20 protein-coding genes are annotated in these 22,878 nt (G+C 68.2%); 16 read left to right on the top strand and 4 right to left on the bottom strand.

Annotation, left to right across the window (positions count from 1 at the left end; translation table 11 throughout):
• The first annotated feature begins 25 nt into the window (after window positions 1-25).
• Window positions 26-643: a nitroreductase family protein gene (locus tag H7I41_RS10935; RefSeq protein WP_264012599.1), complete on the top strand. Its 618-nt coding sequence runs from the start codon at window positions 26-28 to the stop codon at window positions 641-643.
• A gap of 22 nt (window positions 644-665) precedes the next feature.
• Here H7I41_RS10935 and H7I41_RS10930 read toward each other — a convergent pair whose 3' ends face one another.
• Window positions 666-1,586 carry a LysR family transcriptional regulator gene (locus H7I41_RS10930; RefSeq protein ID WP_264012598.1) on the bottom strand — a complete coding sequence of 307 codons (921 nt, stop codon included), beginning with the start codon at window positions 1,584-1,586 and terminating at the stop codon, window positions 666-668.
• Window positions 1,587-1,803: 217 nt separating this feature from the next.
• On the opposite strand from H7I41_RS10930, the gene H7I41_RS10925 reads away from it, so the two are divergent.
• The 4 genes from H7I41_RS10925 to H7I41_RS10910 are packed head-to-tail and all read left to right on the top strand — an operon-like array spanning window position 1,804 to window position 4,601.
• Window positions 1,804-2,274 (top strand): VOC family protein, encoded by a 471-nt coding sequence (locus H7I41_RS10925; protein ID WP_264012597.1) that lies wholly within the window; start codon window positions 1,804-1,806, stop codon window positions 2,272-2,274.
• Window position 2,275: 1 nt separating this feature from the next.
• Window positions 2,276-2,674, top strand: coding sequence for a hypothetical protein (locus H7I41_RS10920; protein WP_264012596.1), 399 nt, complete (start codon window positions 2,276-2,278; stop codon window positions 2,672-2,674).
• Entirely contained in the window at window positions 2,638-3,204 is a 567-nt protein-coding gene (locus H7I41_RS10915; protein WP_264012595.1) for an alpha/beta hydrolase, read from the top strand. The genes H7I41_RS10920 and H7I41_RS10915 overlap by 37 nt, the downstream gene beginning before the upstream one ends.
• Window positions 3,201-4,601 (top strand): FAD-binding oxidoreductase, encoded by a 1,401-nt coding sequence (locus H7I41_RS10910; protein ID WP_264012594.1) that lies wholly within the window; start codon window positions 3,201-3,203, stop codon window positions 4,599-4,601. The genes H7I41_RS10915 and H7I41_RS10910 overlap by 4 nt, the downstream gene beginning before the upstream one ends.
• Here H7I41_RS10910 and H7I41_RS10905 read toward each other — a convergent pair.
• Window positions 4,598-6,628 carry an AMP-binding protein gene (locus H7I41_RS10905; RefSeq protein ID WP_264012663.1) on the bottom strand — a complete coding sequence of 677 codons (2,031 nt, stop codon included), beginning with the start codon at window positions 6,626-6,628 and terminating at the stop codon, window positions 4,598-4,600. The genes H7I41_RS10910 and H7I41_RS10905 overlap by 4 nt on opposite strands.
• Before the next feature lie 176 nt (window positions 6,629-6,804).
• On the opposite strand from H7I41_RS10905, the gene H7I41_RS10900 reads away from it, so the two are divergent.
• The 6 genes from H7I41_RS10900 (at window position 6,805) to H7I41_RS10875 (ending at window position 10,511) form a co-directional block, all read left to right on the top strand.
• Window positions 6,805-7,242 (top strand): hypothetical protein, encoded by a 438-nt coding sequence (locus tag H7I41_RS10900; RefSeq protein ID WP_264012593.1) that lies wholly within the window; start codon window positions 6,805-6,807, stop codon window positions 7,240-7,242.
• Between the two features lie 236 nt (window positions 7,243-7,478).
• Complete coding sequence (locus H7I41_RS10895) at window positions 7,479-7,931, top strand: DinB family protein (protein WP_276008627.1); 453 nt, start codon at window positions 7,479-7,481, stop codon at window positions 7,929-7,931.
• 201 nt (window positions 7,932-8,132) lie between these two features.
• Window positions 8,133-8,768: a TetR/AcrR family transcriptional regulator gene (locus tag H7I41_RS10890; RefSeq protein ID WP_264012591.1), complete on the top strand. Its 636-nt coding sequence runs from the start codon at window positions 8,133-8,135 to the stop codon at window positions 8,766-8,768.
• On the top strand, window positions 8,765-10,048 hold the full coding sequence (locus H7I41_RS10885; RefSeq protein WP_264012590.1) for a glycosyltransferase: 1,284 nt from the start codon (window positions 8,765-8,767) through the stop codon (window positions 10,046-10,048). The genes H7I41_RS10890 and H7I41_RS10885 overlap by 4 nt, the downstream gene beginning before the upstream one ends.
• Window positions 10,038-10,286 (top strand): F0F1 ATP synthase subunit C, encoded by a 249-nt coding sequence (locus tag H7I41_RS10880; RefSeq protein WP_264012589.1) that lies wholly within the window; start codon window positions 10,038-10,040, stop codon window positions 10,284-10,286. Before H7I41_RS10885 ends, H7I41_RS10880 begins: the two co-directional genes overlap by 11 nt.
• A gap of 33 nt (window positions 10,287-10,319) precedes the next feature.
• Window positions 10,320-10,511, top strand: coding sequence for a hypothetical protein (locus H7I41_RS10875; RefSeq protein ID WP_264012588.1), 192 nt, complete (start codon window positions 10,320-10,322; stop codon window positions 10,509-10,511).
• Window positions 10,512-10,523: 12 nt separating this feature from the next.
• On the opposite strand, the gene H7I41_RS10870 is transcribed toward H7I41_RS10875, so the two are convergent.
• Entirely contained in the window at window positions 10,524-12,392 is a 1,869-nt protein-coding gene (locus tag H7I41_RS10870; RefSeq protein WP_264012587.1) for an alpha/beta hydrolase, read from the bottom strand.
• A gap of 127 nt (window positions 12,393-12,519) precedes the next feature.
• On the bottom strand, window positions 12,520-12,957 hold the full coding sequence (locus H7I41_RS10865; RefSeq protein ID WP_264012586.1) for a nitroreductase family deazaflavin-dependent oxidoreductase: 438 nt from the start codon (window positions 12,955-12,957) through the stop codon (window positions 12,520-12,522).
• Window positions 12,958-13,051: 94 nt separating this feature from the next.
• Here H7I41_RS10865 and H7I41_RS10860 point away from each other — a divergent pair, with 94 nt between their 5' ends.
• From H7I41_RS10860 to H7I41_RS10840, 5 genes are all read left to right on the top strand, one after another.
• Entirely contained in the window at window positions 13,052-13,633 is a 582-nt protein-coding gene (locus H7I41_RS10860) for a TetR/AcrR family transcriptional regulator (protein WP_264012585.1), read from the top strand.
• A gap of 172 nt (window positions 13,634-13,805) precedes the next feature.
• Entirely contained in the window at window positions 13,806-15,569 is a 1,764-nt protein-coding gene (locus H7I41_RS10855; RefSeq protein WP_372503728.1) for an NAD(P)/FAD-dependent oxidoreductase, read from the top strand.
• 59 nt (window positions 15,570-15,628) lie between these two features.
• On the top strand, window positions 15,629-21,169 hold the full coding sequence (locus H7I41_RS10850) for a type I polyketide synthase (RefSeq protein WP_308214605.1): 5,541 nt from the start codon (window positions 15,629-15,631) through the stop codon (window positions 21,167-21,169).
• Complete coding sequence (locus H7I41_RS10845) at window positions 21,166-22,014, top strand: ABC transporter ATP-binding protein (RefSeq protein WP_264012583.1); 849 nt, start codon at window positions 21,166-21,168, stop codon at window positions 22,012-22,014. The genes H7I41_RS10850 and H7I41_RS10845 overlap by 4 nt, the downstream gene beginning before the upstream one ends.
• 14 nt (window positions 22,015-22,028) lie before the next feature.
• On the top strand, window positions 22,029-22,871 hold the full coding sequence (locus tag H7I41_RS10840; protein WP_264012582.1) for an ABC transporter permease: 843 nt from the start codon (window positions 22,029-22,031) through the stop codon (window positions 22,869-22,871).
• Window positions 22,872-22,878: the final 7 nt, after the last annotated feature.

The following is a 22,878-nucleotide window of genomic DNA, read 5'->3' as shown; positions in this document are numbered from 1 at the left end:
GCACCGAACCCGCGGAGGAACCCACGTGAACCATCCCATCATCACGGCGATCGAAGAACGCCGGACCGTGACTCGGTTCGACGCCGACAAGCAGCTGAGCGACGAGGAGATACGGGAACTCGTCGGCTTGGCCGGCCGCGCCCCGTCGTCGTTCAATCTGCAGAACTGGCGTGCAATCGCGGTCCGCAGCCCTGAAGCCAAGGCCCGACTGCGCCCCATCGCCTGGGACCAGCCCAAGATCACCGAGGCGGCGGTCACGTTCATCTTCGTCGGTGTGCTCGCCGACCACGAAACGATGTCCGACCGCCTGGCTCCGGCTGTGCAACAGGGAATCATGCCCGCCGAGGTCGCGGCGGGCTGGAAAGCTGCGGCCGAGAAGCTGTACTTCGAGCAGGAATGGCGGGCCCGCGACGAAGCCGTGCGCTCCGCGACTTTCGCAGCCGGGCACATGATCTTCGCCGCCCATGCCAACGGCCTCGGCGCCGGACCCATGATCGGCTTCGACGCGGATGCGGTAAGCGAGGAATTCGGACTCGCCCCGAATGAGATTCCCGTGCTGCTCCTCGCTGTGGGACAGCCGGGCGAGGGGAACTGGCCGCAGAAGCCGAGGCGGCCGGTGTCAGAAACGGTTGAATTCGTGTGACTGCCCCATAGCGTTACCCGGCTCAGAGGGATGACACGGCGGCGCGGACGCGGGCGCGAAGCCAGCGGTGTTCGGGGTCGGTATGACTTCTGTGGTGCCAAACCTGTTCGATCACCAACTCGGGCAACGGAATCGAGACCGGCCAGCTCCGCAACTCATCGCCCAGCATGGAGCGGGTCAGTCGGTCCGGCGCAAGGCACACGAGGTCGCCGCTGCGCACCAGCGCGAATGCTGCGGCGAAGCCCGGCGCGGTGGCGACCACGTCGCGTTCGAGTCCTTCTTCGGCGAAGTGGCGCTCGAAGGGGTCGTGCCACACCGACCGGGGTGTGCGGATCACGTGGAGCCGGCGGCTGAGATCTGCCGCACTGGCCTCGCGATCGCCGCAGGCCTGCGCGAGTGCGCCGTCACGACGGCCGATCACCACGACGTTGTCCCTCAGCAGCGCTTCACGATGCAGGGTCTCGTTCCCGTCGATGACGTGGCTTCCCAATGTGAGGTCGATCAGCCCGTCACGAAGCGCGGCGAGCGCGTCGCCGCCCTCCTGATCCAGGACCAACCGCACTCGGGGTGCCCGGCGCCGCAGCTCGTCGAGTATCGAGGGCCCGAAGCCCGCAGCGTTGTCGGGACCGGTGCGCACCCGGAACTCGCGAACCAGGTTCTTCTCCAGTTCGCGATCGGACGGCTCCGTCACCGGTGAGAGAACCTCGTACACGGCGGCTACCACGTCGTGCGTGCGATCGCGCATCCGTTCAGCGACGGGTGTGGCCACCAGGTTGCGCCCGGCACGCACCAGCAGCGGATCGCCGGTGATCACTCGTAGACGCCCGAGACTGCGGCTGACCGCCGGCGGCGTCAGATGTAGTCGGCGAGCCGCTCCGGTCACGCTGCCCTCTTGCAACAGAGCGTCGAGGACGACGAGCAGGTTGAGGTCTATGGATTGCATCACGCGCAATCTTACCGTTCTCGACTTTGACAGCAGGGCAATCCGCCGATTGCCGGTGACGCAACCGACGCTTCACCAACGGTAACTACCGCATGGGTTACAGCCGGCCTATCGTCGAGGGAGACGCCGAAATCAGCTTGCTCGCAATTGATTACATCTTGACGGCGGAGACCACCGAGCGCCGTCCCATCCGGCGGCACAACCGAAGGAGATCCCCATGCCTGACGTCACCGAACCACGTTGGACGCACGTCGCGCTGCCGGTGAACGACTTGAATCGGTCGGTGGCGTTCTTCGAGGCGCTGACACCCCTGGTCCTGGTCAAGAGGAACGAGAACGAGACCCTTCGCGGTGCGTGGCTGTCCAATGCGGGGCAGGTCGAGACACCGTTCGTCCTCGTGCTCGGAGAATTCAAGGGCGAGGAAGGACGCAAGTTCGGCCTCGACCCCGAAAAGTCGATATCCATCCTCACGCCGTGGGCCCATCTGGGAATGGAGTTCCCCACCCGCGACGAGGTGGACCAGGTGGCAGCGAAGGCGCGCGACATGGGCCTTGATTTCGCCTGGGGCCCAATCGACATGGGCGGCGACATCGGCTACACGGTCGGCATCATCGATCCCGACGGCAACACCATCGAGTTCACCCACGATCAGAAGGTGTTCGCCACCATTCGGGAGCTCTGGGGCTAGCATGCGTCAGCCACAACCGGTGCTGCACGGGCCCGCCGCGACCGGTGAAGTGCTCTACCAGACCCCGTCGGGGTTCAGGTACACCGATTCCGAGATCCTGGAGCGCGAGTACGACGTCGATGCATCGGTGACGAATCTGCCGATCCTGCTCGCCGTCTTCGCCGAACGCACCAACCAGGCACGTGCCGATCTCCCCGCCACGTTCGGTATCCCCTTCGGGCCAACGGTGGACGAGCGGCTGGACGTCTTCCCGGGGCGGACCGGCGGACCGGTCGTCGTCTTCCTGCACGGCGGGTACTGGCGGTCTCTGACCGGCGGGACTTCAGTTGCGTTGCCATGGGGCCGACCGCCCATGGAGCCACGGTGGTCGTCCCGAACTACGCCCTGTGCCCGACGGTGACGATCGATGAGATCGTGCGCCAGCACCGCGCCGCCATCGCCTGGACCTACCGCAACATCGCCGGATTCGGCGGTGACCCTGAACGAATCGCCGTCGTCGGCCACTCTGCAGGCGGACACGGCGCCGCCATGGTGCTGCTCACCCGGTGGGCCGAAGTCTTCGGCTTGCCGGCCGGCGTGGTGAAAGGCGCGTGCACCATCAGCGGACTGTTCGATCTGCGTCCACTGCTGCACACCAGTCACCGACACCGGCTGCGGCTGACCGCAGACACCGTCATCCGGAACAGCCCGGTCTTGACGCCACCGGCACAGGCTCCGCCGCTGCTGATCACCTACGGCGTCGACCAAACCGACGAATTCATCCGGCAGTCGGCGGATCTCCACACCTCCTGGCGCGCCGCCGACCTGCCGTGCGCGCTCTGGGAACGTCCGGCGGTCAACCACTACGACGAACTGCTGGCGTTGACCGACGCCGACACGGACCTCACACGGCGAGTCCTCGCGCTCACCCAAGGACGCGTCGACGCATGAGCGCCGTCGACTTCGCCGGCCTGCGAGCCCGATTGACCGGGGAACTCGCCGAACCCGGCGATCCTTCGTACGACGTCGCCCGGCCGTGGAACTCGGCTGTTGTCGGCCGTCCGGCAGGGGTCGTCATCGCCGCCGACGCGAACGATGTGCGTACCACCGTGCGCTGGGCGGGTAGTCATGGGCTGCGCGTCGCGGTACACGCCACCGGCCACGGAACGGTGAGCCAGGGTGATGACGTCGTGATCGTGCACACGGGGCGGCTTCAGCAGTGCACCGTCGATCCCGGTCGGCGTGCGGCGCGTGTCGGCGCCGGCGTTGCGACCCGACGGCTCCTCGACGCCGCCCACGCGTACTCCCTCGCTGCCGTGACAGGAGCGACGGGCACGGTGGGGGTGGTGGGCCACCTCAGCGGAGGTGGCGTCGGACCGCTCGCCGCAACTCTGGGGGCCGCCTCCGACCACGTGCTGGCGCTCGAGGTCGTCACGGGTGACGGCATCCTGCGCCGGGCCACCGCCGAGGAGAACCCCGACCTGTTCTGGGCCATGCGCGGAAGCAAGGCCGCCATCGGCGTGATCACCGCCGCCGAACTCCGACTGTGCGATGTGTGGGGGATCTACGGTGGCGCCCTGTACTTCACGGCAGACCACGCTCCCCGTGTGCTGCGCCACTGGGCCCGATGGTCGGCCGGGCTTCCCGACGCATACACCACCTCGCTGTCACTGACCAATGTCCCCGATCTGCCACACGTGCCTGCGGCCATCGCCGGTCGCTACGTCGCAGTGCTGAAGATCGCCACCCCGGCCGGCCGCGATGTCGGGGCAGACCGTGACCGCACCGAGGCAAGGTTGGCAACCGTGCGGCAGGTGGCGCCTGCGGTCCTCGACAGTGTCGGCGTCATCCCGTATCGCGACATCACGGCGGTGCTCGGTGATGCCGCCTCGCCGGCCCCGGTGCACCAGGACCACGTGCTGCTCGACGCACTGCCACCCGAGTCCGTCGATGCCATTCTCGGTGCGGCGGGTCCGGGCTCCGGCTCCCGGCTCACCACGGTCGAAATACGCCGTCTGGGAGGCAAGCTCGCGCGGCCATCCGGGCACGCCGGCGCATTCAGCCGTCGGAACAGTCCCTACTCACTCGGAATCACCACCATCCTCGACGGGAGCGCGCCGTCGATCGTCGCCACGGCGGATCGGCTGATCGCGGCTGTCGGGCCATGGACAGCGTCAGGAGTGCTGGCCAACTTCATCGACACCACCGATCCGGTCCGGATCACCTCGGCCTACGATCGCGCAACGTTGCTGCGGCTGCGACGAATGGCCGAGAAGTATGATTCAGGAGGAGTTTTCGGTGCCCCCGGTGAAGTGCCGTTGCGTCGCGAGGACCGGGCCGGGCACTAGCTGCCCGGCCAGCCCGTCCCCAGCGGGAACTGTCCGTCGACCAGGTGGCGCTTCATCACCTTCCCCGTCGTGGTGCGCGGAAGCTGACCGACGAACGTGACGTCGCGTGGAATCGAGAAGCGGCTCAGGCGGTTCCGGACGTAAGTCTTGACCATCTCCTCGTCCAGTGACGCCCCCTCGGCGCGGACGACGAACGCGGCGAGGCGTTGACCGAACTCCGGATCCGGGACGCCGACGACGGCCACGTCGGCGATCTGCGGCAGGACGGCGAGCGCTTCTTCCACCGGCCGTGGGAAGACGTTCTCACCGCCGGAGATGATCATGTCATCGTCGCGCCCGGCGACGAAGAGCCGCCCGCCGGCATCGAGGTAGCCCAGGTCGCCGGTGTCCATCAGCTGATCTTCGACGGCCGGGGAGTCCGCGTTGGTGTAGCCCTCGAACAGCATGTCGTTGCCGACGAAGATGCGTCCCACGGCGCCGACCGGCAGTGGAACACCGTGCTGATCGAGGATGGCGATCCGGGTACCGAGCGGCGGTCGACCGGCGGTGGTCGGAGCGAGTCGCAGATCCGTTGGATCGGCGATCGTCGCCCACGACACCTCGGTGGATCCGTAGAAGTTGTAGAGAACATCGCCGAAGGTGTCCATGAACTTGACGGCGGCCGCACCGGGGATCGGTGAGCCGCTGCTCGCGACCACCTTCAGCGACGACGTGTCGTATCGGTCGAGCACGGCGGCCGGCAACTCGAGAATGCGCTGCAACATCACCGGTACCAGGACCATGGCGGTGCAGCGGTGCTGCTCGATGTTCCTCAGGCACTCCTCTGCGTCGAAGCGCTCCATCAACACCACCGTCGCGAGCAGAGGAGTACTCACCTGCAGGGCGGCGAGACCCCATGCGTGGAACAGCGGCGCGGCCAGCAACATCACCTCGTCGCGACGCAGCGGCATCCGCGACAACATCGCGGCGATGGCGCCGAAACCTGGTGGGGTAGGGCGCCGTGCGCCCTTGGGTGTGCCGGTGGTGCCGGAGGTGAGGACGATGAGTCTGCCGGGTTGCTTCGGTGGCGCCACCGGTTTCGCACCGGCGCCGGCGGTGATGAGCTCCTCGATCGAGTGTCGCTGCAGCACAACAGAGTCAGGGCGTGTCGAGATTCGTGAGATCTCCGGGGGGAGGTAGCGCACCTGTGGCTCGAAGTCGTCGTCGACGAAAATCGCGTCGACCGCGTGATCACGGACGATGTCTTCGATCGTGCGCGCCGCCAGGCCGGTGTTGAGCAACACCAGATCGGCGCCCAACTTGCTTGCCGCGACCATGCACTCGACCATCGCCGAGTGATTGCGCGCGAGCACCGCGAACTTGCTGTCCTTGGTGAAGCCCTCACCGACGAGGCCCGACACCAGGCATGTGGTCCGCCGGGCCATGTCCTCGTAGGTCGACCTCCCGTACCCGTCGATCGACGCCGTGTTCTGCGGTGACCGCGCCGCAGCCGCCCCGAGGCCGCCGGCGAGGGTGAATCCCCAACGGGCGAGTGAATTGAGCTGTCGTACGCCACGATCGGGCCGTGACGCGCGGACCACCCCGCTCACGAGCATCGTCTTGACGATGCTCAGGTGCAGCGAACGGCCGTCACCCATGTTGGCCAGTGACGACGACGGCTTGCGATCGAGGAAGTCCGAGATGCGCGCCAGACCTTCCCGGACCCAGTTCTGGACCGCGCTGTCACTGGCTTTCGCGATGTCGGGGTGCAGCAGACCGACAGCGAAGATCCGCACCGCGATCCGGGTGCCGTCGCCCTCAGGGTTCAGCCGGATCGAGACGAAGGTGCGACTGGCCTGTGTCGACTCCAGCCGCACCTCCAGGCCCGACCGTCGGACGGTCTGACGCATCCCGTGCACGACGACGGCGCCGCGGGGAGTGGACAGCCGCACCTCGAACTCGCGGGCAGCGCCGGGAAGCTGCTCGCACGAACCGACGCCGTGGAAGAATCGCGGGTACCAGTCGGGTTCCTGCAGGATTCGCCAGATATCCGGGCATGAGTGACCCAGCGTCGTGTCGAAGGCGATCACGTCACGTGCCACGCTGGTCCTGCCAGGTTGTTCGTGGGCCGGCTGAGAGACACATTGTGGTTCATCCGTCGTGCATGCGGACCTGTTTCGTCGACCAGTGCTAACGCCGTCGCCACGGCTGCCGATACACAGGCATGACCCCGCTCCGCACTGCCGGCGTGCTCGCCGTCGCGCTCGCTGCGCCCTGGTGGTCGGTGGCTGCCGCGCAGGCCGAGCCCTTCGCCCAACTCGATCGGGTCCCCGTGGTGGCGTCCCCGACCTGTGCCGGCAGCGTCAGCGCCGAGGCGCAGGTGGCGTCGGTGCAGGTCGACGATCGGGTGGAGGACGGTGTCCGAGTCGCGATCCACTACGACGCCGGCGTCTACGACGGACGTTGCGCGCTCACAGTCACCGCCCGTTGGGAGAATCTCGAGACGGGGGCCGCCGGAAGCGGTCCGATCACCGCGGTGTCGACGATCGACGGGCACTACGGTTTCATCGGCTATGCCAACACCACGTTCGGAACGGGCAGCGGCACGGTGGTGATCACGCTCAGTTCGCACCCGGGTGCCGAGATGCGCATCACGGCCTGAGGCACCGAAACCCGTGACATAGTCTCCTCAGGGGCAGTCGTCCCTGACCGGCCGGGGCGGTGATCACTGCCCGGCCCGCGGCGCGTGATGCGTCGCCATCTTCCTGGTTCGGCCTCTGAGCCGCCGACACACATCACCGCGACCTGTGGCGCAACTCAACTGCAAGGGATCGGAGCGAAAGAATCGTGCCCATCGACAGAATCACCAGCGGTGCCGAGCGAACGCTGATCGAGAACATGCTCGACCGCAACCGCCTTGCGCTCATCGCAACCGCGCAGGGTCTGTCCGACGCGGACGCCCGCCGGCGACTCGTGGCGTCGCTGACGACGCCGATCTCCCTGATCAAGCACGCCGCCGCCGCGGAACGGATCTGGTTCCAGCGATTCTGGGCGGAGCTGGACGCTTCCGAATGCGACGGATACTCGAACCGGGACGAGGGCACCTTCGCGGTGGTCGACGGCGAGTCGCTGGCCGACGTCATCGCCGAGTTCGAGCGCGCCAGTGCGCGATCACGTCAGATCGCCGCCCGCTTCGCCCTCGACGACACCAAGGCCAATCCCCGTGAGGGAACGGTCAGCATGCGATGGACGCTGCTCTCGATGATCGAAGAGTTCGCGCGGCATGCCGGTCACGGCGACATCCTCCGCGAGCAGATCGATCAGCCCGTGCTGCGGCAGCCCAACGCCTAGGAGTTCGCGCCGCCCCACTCCGGGACACCGTGCATGACGACGCTCTGTTCCACAGGGAGCCGGTGCATGCGGATCCTGTTCACGGCGGCGTCCGGGTCGGCGGTGCCGAAGGAGATCCTGCAGACGATCCTCAGCGGCGTGGGCCGCGTGGACAGATAGCACCGCTTGCAGGAATCTGACCGATCGGTCTAATATCTGACCATGCGGTCTAACACTGAGCCAACGTTCACCGAGCGTGCGCGGCGGGATCAGATCGTCGCCGCGGCGCTCGAGATCATCGCGGCGGGCGGCTACGGGCAGGCGTCCGTGGCCAAGATCGCCGACCACATCGGTATCGCAAAAAGTGCTGTGCTGTACCACTTCACAACGAAGTCCGACATCATCGAGGCAGCGGTGGCGACCGTGATGACGCATGCCGCGTCCGCGATCGTCTCCGCGGTGCGCACCGAACGCACCGCGACGGGCAAGCTCGCCGCGTACATCCGGGCGAATGCCGCCTTCATCGCCGCGAACCGCATCCCGGCGGTCGCGATGCTCGACATCGTCACCAGTTACCGGTCGAGTGACGGCCTGCGGTTCGACCAGGCTGCCGCGAAGCCGGCCGGCGACGATCCGCCCACCGGCGATCTGGCACTGCTCGATCCGGCGGCGATCTTCGCCGACGGAGTCGGCAGCGGTGAGTTCCGGCCGCTGTCAGTCACGTTCATGAAGAACGCGTTGCGCGCAGCGCTGGACGGAGCGGTATGGGAGGTCGCGCGCGACCCGGACTACGACGTCGTCGCCTACGGCGAGGAGCTCGTGACGATGTTCGAACTGGCAACGAGGGCGCAGAGATGACGCGAATCGTGATCGAGGCGTTCGGCACACGTGGCGACGTTGCGCCGCTCACCGGGCTCGGCGCCCGGTTGCGCGACGACCTCGGGGTCGACGTGGCGATCGCCGCGCAGCGACCCTATGAAGACATGATCGCCTGCGCGGGTCTGGAGTTCCGATGGCTGCCCAGGGACACCGAACACGCGACCCGGACATCCGGTTACGGGCAGGCGCTCATCGACGGCGCACGCATGCGCCCGTCGAAGGAGACGCTGGCCGCGATGCGCGACGATCTCTCCGGCGTGGGGGAGGCGATGGCCGATGCCGGCCGCGACGCCGACCTGCTGCTCCTCGGCGGACCTGTCGGGTCCCTGCTCGGCTATCACGTCGCTGAGGCGCTGGACATTCCGAGCCTTGGCGTCTTCCTCCAGCCCGCCAGTGTGACAGCAGAATTCGCCCCGCCACCGTTGACAGCCCGATCCTTCGGGCGAGTGGGCAACCGGTTGGCGTGGCACATGGCCGGCCTCGGCGAGAAGGTCTACACACCGCTGATCGACGACCTGCGGCGGACCCTCGGTGTACCGCGACGGCCGCGGCGTGCGTACCAGGCGCAGCGCGCGGCCCGGTGGCCGATCCTCTACGGGTTCAGCGCACACGTGGTGCCGCGGCCGCGGGACTGGCGACCGGGCCTGGACGTCACCGGCTATTGGTGGCCCGCGGGCAGCCCGGGCTGGCGGCCGCCGGCTCGGCTGGTCGACTTCCTCGAGGCCGGGCCGCCTCCGGTGTACGTGGGGTTCGGCAGTACCGCGACCGCTCGCGGCGACGCACTGTCCCGGACGATCTCCCAGGCGCTGCGCAGCGCGGGGGTGCGCGGCGTGGTGCAGTCCGGGTGGGCGCGGCTGCACTGCGCCGGCGAGGACGTCCTCACCATCGAGGATGTCCCGCACGCCTGGCTGTTTCCCCGGATGGCCGCGGTCGTCCATCACGGTGGCGCGGGCACGACGGCTGCCGCCCTGCGGGCCGGAGTGCCGTCGGTACCGGTGGCCGGGATCGTCGACCAGCCGTTCTGGTCGCAACGGCTGCACCACCTCGGTGCCGCCACGCGGCCTTTGCATCGAAATGCGCTCACCGCTGAGGATCTCGCCGCAGCGATCACCGCGGCGACGAGGTCGGCGACGTACCGCCAGAAGGCACAGCACGTTTCTCGGCTACTCGCCGATGAGGACGGGGCCGACACCGCCGTCGGGATCATCGCGGCACAGCTGGACGCTCGACCAACGCAGGAGGTGTGGGATGGCCACTGACGAACTGATGGGCAACGCACTGCTGGCCGGGGCGATCGTCCTCGCCGGCGGAGCGATCGGCGCCGGTGTCGGCGACGGCATGGCCGGTGCACAACTCATCGCCGGAGTCGCCCGCCAGCCCGAGGCACTGTCGCGGCTCTACACCCCGTTCTTCATCACCATCAGCCTCGTGGAGGCGACCTTCTTCATCAACGTCGCGTTCATGGCGCTGTTCGTCTTCGCCACGCCCGGTGGCTAGGTCGCGCCGAATTCAGCGGGATACTGTGGCGTGGTGAGAAGCGTCTTGCTGGTGGCGGTCGGAATCCTGGTGACCCTGGCGGGTGTGTTGTTCACCCTGCAGGGGATCGGGTTGGTGGGCGGCAGTCCGATGAGCAACACGACGACGTGGTCGGTCGCCGGGCCGCTGATCGCAGCCTTGGGCATCGGCGTGACCTACGTGGGCTGGCGCCTCAGAAGACCGTGATGCCGTCGGCCATCAGGCCGCGATCTGCAGGGGAATCCAGTACTGCCAGCCTCGCGGCACATCCGCCGAGGACGCGTCCCGCGGCTCGAAACGGTCGGTCAGCCGCGCGTCGGCAGGCAGCTCGCCGGAGTCGATCACCACGGCCGACGCCTCACCCTTCTCGGTCGGGATCCGGATCGTGCTGCCGACATCCCCGTAGATGCCGTGGCAGTCGTCGCCGAGGCAACGACCTGTCGTCGGGTCGACAGTGCCCTCGAACATGTCGTTGATCCACCCGGCCATCAGCCACTGCACGGCCGGCGGATTCTGCGGTTGCGGGATGCCGGCGACGAGATAGGCCGCCGCCTGGATCAGCGGGTTCCCGCCGAGCATCCCGTCCATGTGGACACCGCCGTTGATGACCACGCCGTTGAACTTCCCGGGCCGTGCCTCGGTGAGTTCGTCGTTCACCGAACTGAACGCGTTCAAGAGGTTGGTCGGCGCACCGATCTCGTACATCGGCACGTAGTCGGCGGGATCACCGCTGGACTCAAGGATTTTCAGGCGGTCCGTCGCCCGCGGCATGATCGGGTGGAACGGCACCGCGTCGAGCATCACCACGCCGGCCAGGTGATTGGCCTCGTCCTCGGCGTTCGCCGGGTCGTCGCGGCGGGTCACCAGTCCCTCGGCGTAGTGACCGGCGACACCGGGCACGAAGCCGCCGCCGAGAGAGTGACCGACGAGGACGAAGTCCTTGGGCACGGTCATGATCGGAGCGTCGGCCTTGAGCGTGGCCGTCGTCAGGGACGCGTTCAGCGCTTCACGGTCGTCGTCGAGGAACAGCTGGGCGACCGCCTTGTGCATGTTGTCGCCGCCCAGCCACATGCCGTCGTCGGCGAAGGGGTTGGACGTCACCGTGGTCACGACGACGACGCTGTTGGTGCGCTGCGCCAGATAGGACGCGGTGTGGCTGTACATCGGTCCGCTCGCGAGGATGCCGTGCTGGAGGTAGATGATCCGTTGGGGAGGTTTCGCCGGATCGGCCTCGGCGGGGAAGTACCAGTCGGCCGCGATCTCGTTTCCTGGCGAGACGACCAGGGTGGAGCTGCTGACCTTGACCGAGTCCCGCAACTCATGCGGCACCCGGGGCGGGCCGTCGACGGCCTGCACCACGGCGCCGAGCAGGTTGAAGATGGCCGATCCGACGGCCCTGACCAGCGGCGGGTAATCCGGTTGGTCCGGCCCGAGGATTTCGCCGATCACCGGGATCTTGCGTGACGCGGCGGCCGGTGCGGTGTCTTCGGCGGCGATGGACGCGGGAGCCTGCAGCGTCGTCACGGCGTCGGTGCCCGGGCTGGTGTCGACGGTCTTGGCCGGTTGCTCGCGGTCCGGGATGCGCGGCGTCAGGCGCGCAGTGATCTCGCGGCGGATGTCGGAGAGTCCGGGGCGGGTGGCCGGCTCCTTCGTCGCGACGCTCGGTGCCGCCACAGACTCGATGCCGGGTTCGGTGCCGGCCCGCGCGTCGGGCTCGACGACGCCGCGGCGCTTCTTGTCGGTCCGGGCTGTTCGGGCGGTTTCCTGATCGGCGGATACGGCTTCATCGGCACCCGGGTCGCGATCACCGCGAACGCTGTCGCGCACCGAAGCCTCGCCACGCCGAAGGTGGCCGGCGCGGCGCGGCTCCTTTGCTGCGCCGGAATTTCGTTCACCGAGGGCGGGGCGTTTCCGGTGTTCGGCCGAGGCCGTCGTCTTCGATGGGGCGTCGCTGGTCGCCGATGTCGCGGTGTCCTTGGGATCCGATCCGCCTTCGTCGGCGTTCGCCGCGCCCGCCCCGGCGAACATCGCCGCCGAGACGCCGGCTGTCAGCACGCCGGCCCCCACCCATGCCGAAACCTGCCTCATGAATCCCCCTCCGACCGAATGTGACCCGGGCGGGATGCTATGCGGGATGCGTGAAATGCATTGCGGTTTCGCCAATTCAGTGCGATGTCCGGCAGGCCGTGACCACGGCGGAGTGTCACCGATCCGTTCAGGGCCGCGGATCGAGGCGGAAGATCGGCATGGCGCCGACCAGAGCCTCGAACTCATCGGGGGTGCCGTCGGTTATGAGGCCTCCCTTGCGGAGGAATCCGACCCAGCCCGGCACCAGCTCCGGCAGCTGCCGGAGCAGCGGTCGAGCCTCCTGCTCGGCGAGCTCGACAATCCGGACCTGCTCGGTTCGACGACCGCGCTGCAGCGTGGCCCGGCCCGCCGCACGCGCGTTGGCGATCCAGTCGGCTCCCGGGACGCCGGCGACGTACCGTTTTCCGTCGACGGTCATCGGCGTCACCGGCGTCGAACGTGCCGCCCCCGATTTGCGCCCGGTCACCGTCAGCACCACCGGACCCTTGTCGCCGAAGCTCAATCCGAGTCGCGACAGGGCCACGATCACCTTGTTGCCGGGCTTCATGTACCACGCCATCTTCATGTGTCTCTCCTGAGTGTTCGGTGGTGCGACGCGCCCTACGGGAAGTTACACTCTGTAAGTTACAAAGTGTAGGTAGAGGGAAGGAGCGCCGTCGATGACCGGCCGGCTGTCGAAGCAGGAGAGGCGGCGACAGCTGCTCGACACGGCACTGGCGATCGTGCGAGACCGCGGGACCGACGACCTGACGCTGCTGACCCTCGCGCAGGCAGCCGGGGTGAGCAGGCCCATCGTCTACCTGCACTTCGAGACCCGCCCCGGCCTCCTGCTCGCGCTCTACCGCGAGCTCGACGAACGACACCGAGCCGCGACGCAGCGGGCGCTGCAGGACGCCGGAGACAGTCCCGGCGAGACCGCACGGGTCATGAGCACCGCCTACTTCTCCTGCGCCACCGAGGCGCCGGAGTTCACCGTGATCTCCGCCGCGCTGAAGGGCGACCCGGAGATGGAGGCCTTGCAGCACGACATGCTCGACAGCTACACGGACCTGATGGTCCGCGCACTGAATCCGCACTCGAGCCTCCCGCCGGCAGCGCTTCGCCTGTGCTGCGTGGGCATCCTGGGGGCAGCCGAGGCGATCGCCGCCGAGATGAACCGAGGGGCGACCTCGGTCGCCGCCGCGGTCGACGCGCTGACCGGCCTCATCGCCGCGGTCCTGCAGAGCCCGACGCGGACGTAGCAGGCCCGTCGGCCGGCAGTCGGGGGAAGGCCCCTCGTGCTGCCGCGCGAGGAACTGACGTCTTCGTGACGAAGCCGCTCACCAGGCTTTTCGACCGAGAATTGCTGTGTAGCGTCGCTGACGGTGGGGTAACTCTTCTCCTCCGGCGGCGAAAGGAAGGTGACGCGTGGAGGTGCGAGCGCAGCTGTCGCGGCTGGACTCCGAGACACGGGCGGCACTGGCCCGCCGGATCCGGTCTCAGCTGTCCGACGACGGCGACACCGCCGCAGACCACGATCTCGTCATCGTCGGAGGCGGCGTCGCAGCGCTCACGCTGGCGCTGGAGATCCGCTCCGCACGTCCCAGGACACGGATCCGGATCATCGAGCCGTCCGCGCATCCCGTCCCCGAGATCACCCACACCGTGGGCGAGTCGACCGTCGAGGTCTCCGCGCACTACCTGCGTGACCGGCTCGGTCTGGGCGACCACCTCAGCACCGCGCAGCTCCGCAAGATGGGGCTTCGGATGTTCTTCTCACACGACGGGAACACCGACATCGCGCGCCGGGTGGAGCTGGGCAGCTCCTCGTTCGTGCCGCAGGTGACCTACCAGATCGACCGCGGCAGGTTGGAGAACGAACTCGCCCGCCGCTGCCTGGCGGCCGGGGTCGACATCGCCCGCGGCCGGGTCCGCAACGTCGAGTTCGGCGCCGACGGCCGCCCGCACACGGTCACCTTCCAGGACGGCGACCAGACCGCCCGCACCACCGCCCGCTGGGTGGTCGACGCCTCGGGGCGGAACCGGACACTGCCGCGTCAGCTGGAACTGAAACGGGCCACCGAGCACCACTGCAACGCCGCCTGGTTCCGGGTCGCGGTCGAGCTCGACGTCGGCAAGTGGAGTGACGACCCGAGCTGGCAGTCGCGCCTGGTCGAGGGTGACCGGGCGATGTCCACGAACCACCTCATGGGCGAGGGTTACTGGGTCTGGCTCATCCGGCTCGCCTCCGGTGCCACCAGCGTCGGCATCGTCGCCGACCCCCGGTTCCACGCCTTCGACGACTTCAACACCCTCGCCAAGGCCAAGGCCTGGATCCGCGAACACGAACCGCAGTGCGCCGACGAACTGGCCAAGCACGACGACCAGATCAAGGACTTCAGGGTGATGAAGCACTACAGCCACGGCGCCACCAAGGTGTTCGACGGCCGGGAGCGCTGGGGCATCACCGGGGACGCGGCGATCTTCCTCGACCCGCTGTACTCGTCCGGACTGGATCTGGTCGCGATCGGCAACGGCCTCATCACCGACATGATCACCCGCGACCTCGACGGCGAAGACGTCGTCGCGAGGTCGGGGATCAGCGACTCCCTGTTCCGGTCGCTCACCGACATGTGGCTCGCGGTGTACCAGGATCAGTACACGCTGATGGGCACGCCGACGGTGATGTCGGCGAAGATCATCTGGGATGTCGCCTTCTACTGGGGATTCGTCGGCCTGCTCTACCAGAACGGCCGGTTCGTCTCTGTCGCCGACGATCCCGCCGTGGTGCCTCACCTCGAAGGCCTGATCGCACTCAGCAACCGGGTTCAACGGTTCTTCCGGGAATGGGCTGCCGTCGAGGGCGGCGGCTCGCCGGTGCAGTTCGTCGACCTGTACTCGCCGCTGAACTTCATGGTGGCACTGCACACGGCGATGATGGGCACGGCGCCGAACTTCGCCGAGCAGTTCGACGCCAACGGCCGGCTGCTCCGTCAGATGGCAGGCCAGCTCGTCGAGACCGTCCTCGCGGCCAAGTCCGGGGTGTTCACCGACGACGCCGCGGTCGCGCAGGTGCAGGCGTGGCAGCGCGACTCCCTGCTGCGGGAACTCCGCTCCGTCTACCGCCGCGAACAACAGGACAACCCGATCAGCACGGAGTGGATCCACACCGCCGTCCCCGAGCTCCGACCGAGTTGAGTCGCGGCTCGCGCCGATCGCGATCCACCGTGTTTCACGACGAGGCGTGGAGGGCACGCATGGAGATGCTCAGTGACCGAGGGACGCCGGCGCCGTTGGCGGTGGTCGGAATCGGGTGCCGCCTGCCCGGCGGCGCGGATTCCCCGGACGGCTACTGGAATCTGCTGACCAGCGGCACCGACGCCACCGGTGACGTTCCCGAATCACGGTGGAACGCCGCACGTTTCCACGATCCGAATCCGGCGAAGGTCGGCAAGATGGTCACCCGGCGAGGAGGTTTCCTCGCCGACATCGACCAATTCGATCCGCAGTTCTTCGGGATCTCGCCGCGCGAGGCGCACTCGATCGACCCGCAGCAGCGGCTGATGCTGCAGACCACGTGGGAGGCGCTCGAGGACGCGGGGATACCTCCCGACCGGCTGGCGGGACGCGACGTCGGGGTGTTCATCGGCGGCTTCACCCTCGACTACCAACTGCTGCAGAATCTGGGCCGCGGCAGCCGCTACCAGTTCAAGACCCATTCCGCCGCCGGGATGATGATGACGATGCTGGCGAACCGGATCTCGTTCGCCTTCGACTTCCGCGGTCCGAGCATGACAGTCGACACAGCGTGCTCGAGCTCGCTGGTGGCGGTGCACCTGGCGGCGCAGAGCATCTGGAACGGCGAGAGCGATCTCGCCCTGGCCGGCGGTGTGAACATCATGATCGGCCCGAACACGGCGATCGCGGAGTCCAAGAGCGGATTCCTCAGCCCGGACGGCCGTTGCAAGGCGTTCGACGAGTCCGCCGACGGGTACGCGCGGGGAGAGGGCGGCGCGGTCGTCGTCATCAAGCCACTCGAGCAGGCGCTGCGCGACGGCGACGAGATCTACGCGCAGATCCTCGGCACGGCGGTGTCGCAGGACGGCCGCACCGACGGCATCACCGTGCCCCGCGCGGAGGCGCAGGCAGCCGCTATCGGGTCGGCGCTGCGGCGGGCGGGCGTCCACGCCGGCGACGTCGGCTACGTGGAGGCACACGGCACCGGAACGCCCGTCGGTGACCCGGTGGAGATGCGGGCACTCGCCGCCGCGCTGACCTCGGGCCGGGCCCCGACCGACCCGCTGCTGATCGGGTCGGTCAAGACCAACATCGGCCACCTGGAGGCGGGTGCCGGGGTGGCCGGACTGATCAAGACGGCGTTGGTGCTCAAGCACGGCTACATCCCGGCCCATCTGCATCTGCAGAATCCGAGCAGCCAGGTCTCCCTCACGGAGCTCAGGCTCGACGTGCCACGAACGGGTCGCCCGTTCCCCAGCCGGGAACGACGCATCGCCGGGGTCAACTCGTTCGGTTTCGGCGGCACCAACGCCCACGTCGTACTGGCCGAACCGCCCGCGCCCCTCGGTGCGCCTCCCTCGAAGCCCGTCGGTGACCTCCCGCTCACCCTGCTGCCGATCTCGGCGCGCAGCGAGGAGGCCCTGGTGGCGACGGCGCGCCAGTTGGCCGACCACCTGAGTGCTCACAGCGACATCACGCTGCACGATCTCGGCTACACGCTGTCGCAACGACGCGCCCACCTCAACCATCGCCACACCCTGGTCGCGTCCGACGTCTCCGACGCTCGAGACCAGCTCCGGGCGCTCGCCGACGGCGGGCAGATCGCCTCGGCGCGAACAGCTTCGACGACGCCCAAGCTGGCGTTCGTCTGTACCGGGATGGGTCCGCAGTGGTGGCGGATGTGCCGCGACCTGCTCGACGTGCTGCCGGCCTTCGCCGACAGCATCGCCAGAACCGACCGCGAACTCGCCCGCTACGCAGGCTGGTCGCTGACCGAAGAGCTCCGCCGCGACGAAACCACCTCCCGCATGGGCGAAACCGAGTTCGCGCAACCCGCGAACTTCGCCGTCCAGGTCGCGCTCGCCGCGCAACTCGAGCAGCTCGGGATCACACCCGACGCGATCATCGGCCACAGTGCCGGTGAAGTGGCCGCCCACCACCTCTCGGGCCTGCTGAGCTTCGAGCAGGCCGTCGAGGTGATCTATCACCGCAGCAGGCTCCAGCAGCGCACCAGCGGCCTCGGCCGGATGCTCGCCGTCGGTCTCGACGCCGAATCGCTGTTGGCGGCAATCGATGACAGGACACGTGACGAGTTCGGCCGGCGGGTGTCCGTGGCTGCGATCAACAGCCCGTCCGCGGTGACCATCGCCGGCGACGGCGACGTCCTCGACGACATCGCCCGCCGCCTCGACGAGAACGAGATCTTCAACCGGTTCCTCACCGGCAAGGTGCCGTATCACACCCATTACATGGAGGCGATCAAGGAGGACCTCTACGACGCCTTCGAGGGGATGTCCTCGGACCCGGCGACTGTCCCGCTGTACTCGACAGTCACCGGCGAACGCCTGGACAAGTACGACGCCGGCGCCGCCTACTGGTGGCAGAACACGCGCGCCACAGTGCTTTTCGAGCCCGCGATGCGTGCCATGATGGAGGACGGCTACACCCATTTCATCGAACTGGGCCCGCATCCCGTGCTCGCGGCGTCGATCTTCGAGATCGCCGGAGCCGAGAAAGCCGTGGTGCTGGCGACCCAGCGGCGCAACGACGACGACGTGCGCACGTTCATGGCCGGGGTCGGCGCGCTACACGACCACGGACACGACATCGACTGGGAGGCACTGCATCCGCGCACCGACGCACGGCTGCTGAAGCTGCCGTCCTACCCCTGGCAGTCCCGCCGGTTCTGGAACGAGACCCAGGAAGCGGCGGAGGCGCTGCACTACCACCCGGTCCACCCGTTGCTGGGGCAACCGGTGAGCGCCGTGCATCCGACCTGGGAAGTCGAGTTGAGTACGCGCCTCGTCCCGTTCCTCGCCGATCACCGGGTGCAGGGCAGCGTCGTCGTTCCCGCGGCGGTGTACATCGAGATGGCCACGGCGGCCGCGCGGGAGACCTACGGCACCGACCTCGGCGTCGACGACCTCGTGCTGCACCGGGCGCTCATCCTCGACGACACGTGCGACCCCATCCTGCGGACGACCCTCAACCAGGACACCGGCGGCCTGGAATTCGCCGCGTTCACCGCGACGGCCGACGGCGAACTCAAGTGGACGATCACCGCGACCGCGGAACTCAACACGCTCCCGAGGTCTCCGCGTAGCCGCGACCTCGGGACCGGCGGGCAGCCGGGCGGCACCATGAGCGGCGACGACTTCTACGCCCTCACCCGGGCGATCGGATTCGACTACGGCGACGCGTTCCGGTCGATCACGGGACTCACCGCCGGCGACGGCTGGGCGGTCGCCGACATCAGCATTCCGCCGGCTGTCGCCGGCGAAGTCGACCACTACCGGTTCCATCCCACGCTCGTCGACGCCGCCTTCCAAACACTCTTCGGCACACCGCTTCCCGGCCGTGACGCCGACGGCAGCACCTACCTGCCCAGCCGGATCCGGCGCAGCGCCGTCTACGGCCCGGCCACGAGCGACATGACCGTGCACCTGCGCGTGGTGTCGGCGACCGCGGAGGAGATCGCGAGCGACATCACGATCTGCGACCACCGCGGCGAGTTGGTCGCCGTCTTCGAGGGCTTCACGGTGGCATCGCTGAGCGCCTCGTCCCGCATGTCGCCCGAGCGCATCGACAAGGGCCTCTACGAACTGCAGTGGGAACCGCTGCCCGAGAGTCCCGAGCACCCCGACCCGGTCGAGCCCGCGTCCTGGCTGGTCTTCGTCGACGGCCTCGACGTCGGCGCGGGCATCGCCGACCGGCTGCGGCGCAGCGGCCACCGCGTGCACACCGTCGCACACCGGAATGTCGAGGCGCTGACCGAGATCGACGGCGGCTACGCGATCGACCCGCGCAGCCCCGAGCAGCTGGCCCGGCTGTTCGACGTGCACCTCGAGCGCGAGGGCGGCCTGGGCGGCGTCGTCGACTGCTGGCCGGTGGACGTCGACGCCGACACCCCCGAGATGAGCCACCAGCTGGGGGTCCTCACGGTTCTGCGCCTGACGAAGGCCCTCGCCGCACACGACACCGTCACACCGCGGCTGTACCTGATCACCGCCAACGCTCAACCGGCACTGGGAACCGAACCGCTGGCCGTCGACCAGGCCGCGGTCTGGGGGCTCGGCCGGGTCATCGGCCATCAGGAGTTCGTGGAACGCTGGGGCGGACTCGTCGACATCGACGCCGCCGACGACCTCGACGACACCGCGACACGGGTCTGCCGGCACATCCTCGACCCCGAATCCGAGGACCAGGTCGCGATCCGCGGCGAGGTCACGCTCGTCCCCCGACTGCGCGTCAGCACAACACTGACGAAACCGTTCCCCACCAAGCTCTCCCCGGACGCGACCTATGTCGTCACCGGCGGCACCGGAGCGCTCGGCCGCACCGTCGCCACCTTCCTCGCCGAACGCGGCGCGCGACACATCGCACTGCTCAGCCGCAGCGGGCTCCCGCCGCGGGATCGCTGGCCCGACCTGACCCAGGGCGACCGGCACTTCGCCACCGTCGACGCCGTCACGGCGATCGAACGTCTCGGTGCGACGGTGAGCATCGCCGGCGTCGACATCACCGACGCCGACGAGCTGACCGCCTGGCTGACCGACCTCGACCGCGCGGGCGGCCGACCGGTGCGCGGAGTCATCCACGCCGCGGGATCGGTGCACGACCAGCTGCTCGTCAACGTGAGCGAGGACGACTTCCTCAAGGTGCTGGCTCCCAAGATCACCGGAACCCGGGCGCTGCACTCCGCATTCGCCGAGCACGACCTCGACTTCTTCGTGATGTTCGGGTCCGCCGGATCGGTGGTCGCCTCGCCCGGTCAGGGCAACTACGCCGCCGCCAACGCCTTCCTCGACGCCTTCGCCCATCAGCGGCATGCCGACGGCCTGCCTGCGCTCACCATCGGGTGGGGCCCGTGGTCGGTGGGCATGGTCGAAGAACTCAACCTCGAGAACGTCTACGCCATGCGGGGAATCGAACTGATCACGCCCTCGGCGGGCGCCCGGATCCTCGACCGCCTCATCAACCAGGCGACGCCGAACATCATCGCGATCAGCGCCGACTGGAGCCGAGCACGGCAACTCCTGGGCGGGCACCTGCCGAAGATGTTCGCCGACCTCGACGCCGCCATCGCCTCGTCCGGGCACACCGGATCGGACGGCTCGATACTCGACGTGCTCGCGAGCACGCCGGAGCCCGAGCGCCTCGGGGTGGTCGTCGGTCAGGTCGAGCGCCTCGTCGCCGCCGTGTTCGACTGCGCAGTCACCGATTTCGAGAACGACGACATGCTCGACGACATCGGCCTGGACTCGATGATGGCGATGGACTTCAGGGTCAGGATCAACACCACGTTCTCGATCGACCTCCCGGTGCTCGAGATCCTCAAGGGGGTGAGCGTCGATTCACTGGCCGATCGCGTGCTCGCCGAGCTGCGTTCGATCCACGGCGAGGCGTCTGCGACGGCCGCCGCGGGTGAAACGCCCGCGGCGATAACCGAAGCCCCATCGGAGACGTCGACGGACGACGACGTCAACCGGCTGATCGACGAGCTGTCGGATGCCGAACTACGGGAACTGCTGGCCGAACTCGAGGGTGGCGCCGCCCCATGACGGCGGCAAACTCGACCGCGATACACGTCCGGGGGCTGTCCAAGGCCTACGGACGCACCAAGGCGGTGCGGGACCTGGATCTGGACGTCGGCTACGGCGAGGTCTTCGCCATCCTCGGCCCCAACGGCGCCGGGAAGTCCACGACCATCGAGATCATGGAAGGCAACCGAACCCGCGATTCGGGTGCCGTCCGCGTGCTCGGAATGGACCCAGAAACCGCGGGCCGGAACTGGCGGGCCAGGATCGGCATCGTGCTGCAGGAGGTCAGTGACGCCGGGATGCTCACGGTGATCGAGACCGTCCGCATGTTCACGAGCTGTTACGGCACCGCGCGCGACCCCGCAGAGGTGCTCGAACTCGTCGGCCTCGGCGCCGTCGCCGGTTCACGGGTGCGGGCGCTCTCCGGCGGGCAACGCCGCCGCCTCGACGTCGCCCTCGGCATCATCGGCAGGCCCGAGCTCCTGTTCCTGGACGAGCCGACAACCGGATTCGACCCGGAGGCGCGACGCCAATTCTGGCAACTCATCAAGCTTCTGGCGGCCGACGGCACCACCGTCCTGCTGACCACCCACTATCTCGAGGAGGCCGCCGCGCTCGCGGATCGTGTCGCGGTGATCGCGGGCGGCAGGGTGGTGGCCGTCGACTCGCCGGTGATGCTGACCGAGCACGTCAGCTCGGCGGCGACGGTCCGGTGGGTGGAGGGCGGCGAGCTCCGGGAAGAGACAACGGATTTCCCGACCGAACTGGTCCGGCGGCGCAGTGCCGACGGGGTGGAGCTGGCCCAGCTGACGATCACCCGGCCGACGCTGGAAGACGCCTACCTGCATCTGATCGGCCACACGTGATGTCCCTCGAGCACATGACCGGAACCACACCGCCGCGCCACCGCGCGACGAACCCGGAGCCGGCGCTGCCCTCGGCGGTGCGCATCGGATTCTCACGTGTGGTGCCCGAATTGAAGATGTTCTACCGCAGGCCCGAACAAGTGGTCTTGACGTTCTCGATGCCCGCGGTGATATGCCTGCTGCTGGGATCGATCTTCACGGCGAAACTGCCGGGCACGCAGACGAGTACGGGCGCCGTCATCGCGGCCAGCATGCTCGCCTACGGAATCCTCTCGACATCGTTCGTCAACCTGGGCGTCGGCATCGCCGCCGATCGTGAGACGGGGGCCTTGCGGCGACTGCGCGGCACACCGGCCACCGCGTCGTCGTACTTCATCGGGAAGATCATGCTCGTCGCCATCGTGAGTCTCGCCGAGGCCGTGATCCTGTTGGCGGTGGGAGTGCTGGTCTTCGGACTCCACCTTCCCGCCGACCTTTCCGGGTGGCTCACCCTGGCATGGGTCTTCGTCCTCGGCATCATCAGCTGCTCACTGCTGGGCATCTTCGTCAGCAACCTCGTCAACAACGCCCTCTCGGCTGCCGTGATGACCAATGGCCCGGCTGTCGGCCTGCAGTTCCTGTCAGGAACCTACGTACCGCTCATGGTGTTGCCGGCCTGGATGTTGATCGCCGGATCGATTTTTCCCGTCAAGTGGATGGCGCAGGGATTCCGGTCGGTGCTGCTGCCTTCTGACATGGTCGCCTTCGAACCGGCAGGCAGCTGGGAACACGGGCGAATCTTCCTGGTGCTCGCGGCGTGGAGCATCGCCGGTCTACTCGCGTGCCTGTCCGTGTTCCGTTGGTCGGATCGGCGTTAGGAACCGC

The sequence above is a fragment of the [Mycobacterium] manitobense genome, from assembly GCF_025821665.1.
Taxonomy (GTDB): domain Bacteria; phylum Actinomycetota; class Actinomycetes; order Mycobacteriales; family Mycobacteriaceae; genus Mycobacterium; species Mycobacterium arseniciresistens.
This window is presented reverse-complemented; position numbering and strand designations above follow the sequence as displayed.

Excerpts from the sequence above, each read along its gene's own strand:
- H7I41_RS10930 (WP_264012598.1), bottom strand. The coding sequence starts at position 1,586 with ATGCAATCCATAGACCTCAACCTGCTCGTCGTCCTCGACGCTCTGTTG.
- H7I41_RS10925 (WP_264012597.1), top strand. The coding sequence starts at position 1,804 with ATGCCTGACGTCACCGAACCACGTTGGACGCACGTCGCGCTGCCGGTG.
- H7I41_RS10920 (WP_264012596.1), top strand. The coding sequence starts at position 2,276 with ATGCGTCAGCCACAACCGGTGCTGCACGGGCCCGCCGCGACCGGTGAA.
- H7I41_RS10910 (WP_264012594.1), top strand. The coding sequence starts at position 3,201 with ATGAGCGCCGTCGACTTCGCCGGCCTGCGAGCCCGATTGACCGGGGAA.
- H7I41_RS10900 (WP_264012593.1), top strand. The coding sequence starts at position 6,805 with ATGACCCCGCTCCGCACTGCCGGCGTGCTCGCCGTCGCGCTCGCTGCG.
- H7I41_RS10895 (WP_276008627.1), top strand. The coding sequence starts at position 7,479 with ATGCTCGACCGCAACCGCCTTGCGCTCATCGCAACCGCGCAGGGTCTG.
- H7I41_RS10890 (WP_264012591.1), top strand. The coding sequence starts at position 8,133 with ATGCGGTCTAACACTGAGCCAACGTTCACCGAGCGTGCGCGGCGGGAT.
- H7I41_RS10885 (WP_264012590.1), top strand. The coding sequence starts at position 8,765 with ATGACGCGAATCGTGATCGAGGCGTTCGGCACACGTGGCGACGTTGCG.
- H7I41_RS10880 (WP_264012589.1), top strand. The coding sequence starts at position 10,038 with ATGGCCACTGACGAACTGATGGGCAACGCACTGCTGGCCGGGGCGATC.
- H7I41_RS10870 (WP_264012587.1), bottom strand. The coding sequence starts at position 12,392 with ATGAGGCAGGTTTCGGCATGGGTGGGGGCCGGCGTGCTGACAGCCGGC.
- H7I41_RS10865 (WP_264012586.1), bottom strand. The coding sequence starts at position 12,957 with ATGAAGATGGCGTGGTACATGAAGCCCGGCAACAAGGTGATCGTGGCC.
- H7I41_RS10860 (WP_264012585.1), top strand. The coding sequence starts at position 13,052 with ATGACCGGCCGGCTGTCGAAGCAGGAGAGGCGGCGACAGCTGCTCGAC.
- H7I41_RS10850 (WP_308214605.1), top strand. The coding sequence starts at position 15,629 with ATGGAGATGCTCAGTGACCGAGGGACGCCGGCGCCGTTGGCGGTGGTC.
- H7I41_RS10845 (WP_264012583.1), top strand. The coding sequence starts at position 21,166 with ATGACGGCGGCAAACTCGACCGCGATACACGTCCGGGGGCTGTCCAAG.
- H7I41_RS10840 (WP_264012582.1), top strand. The coding sequence starts at position 22,029 with ATGACCGGAACCACACCGCCGCGCCACCGCGCGACGAACCCGGAGCCG.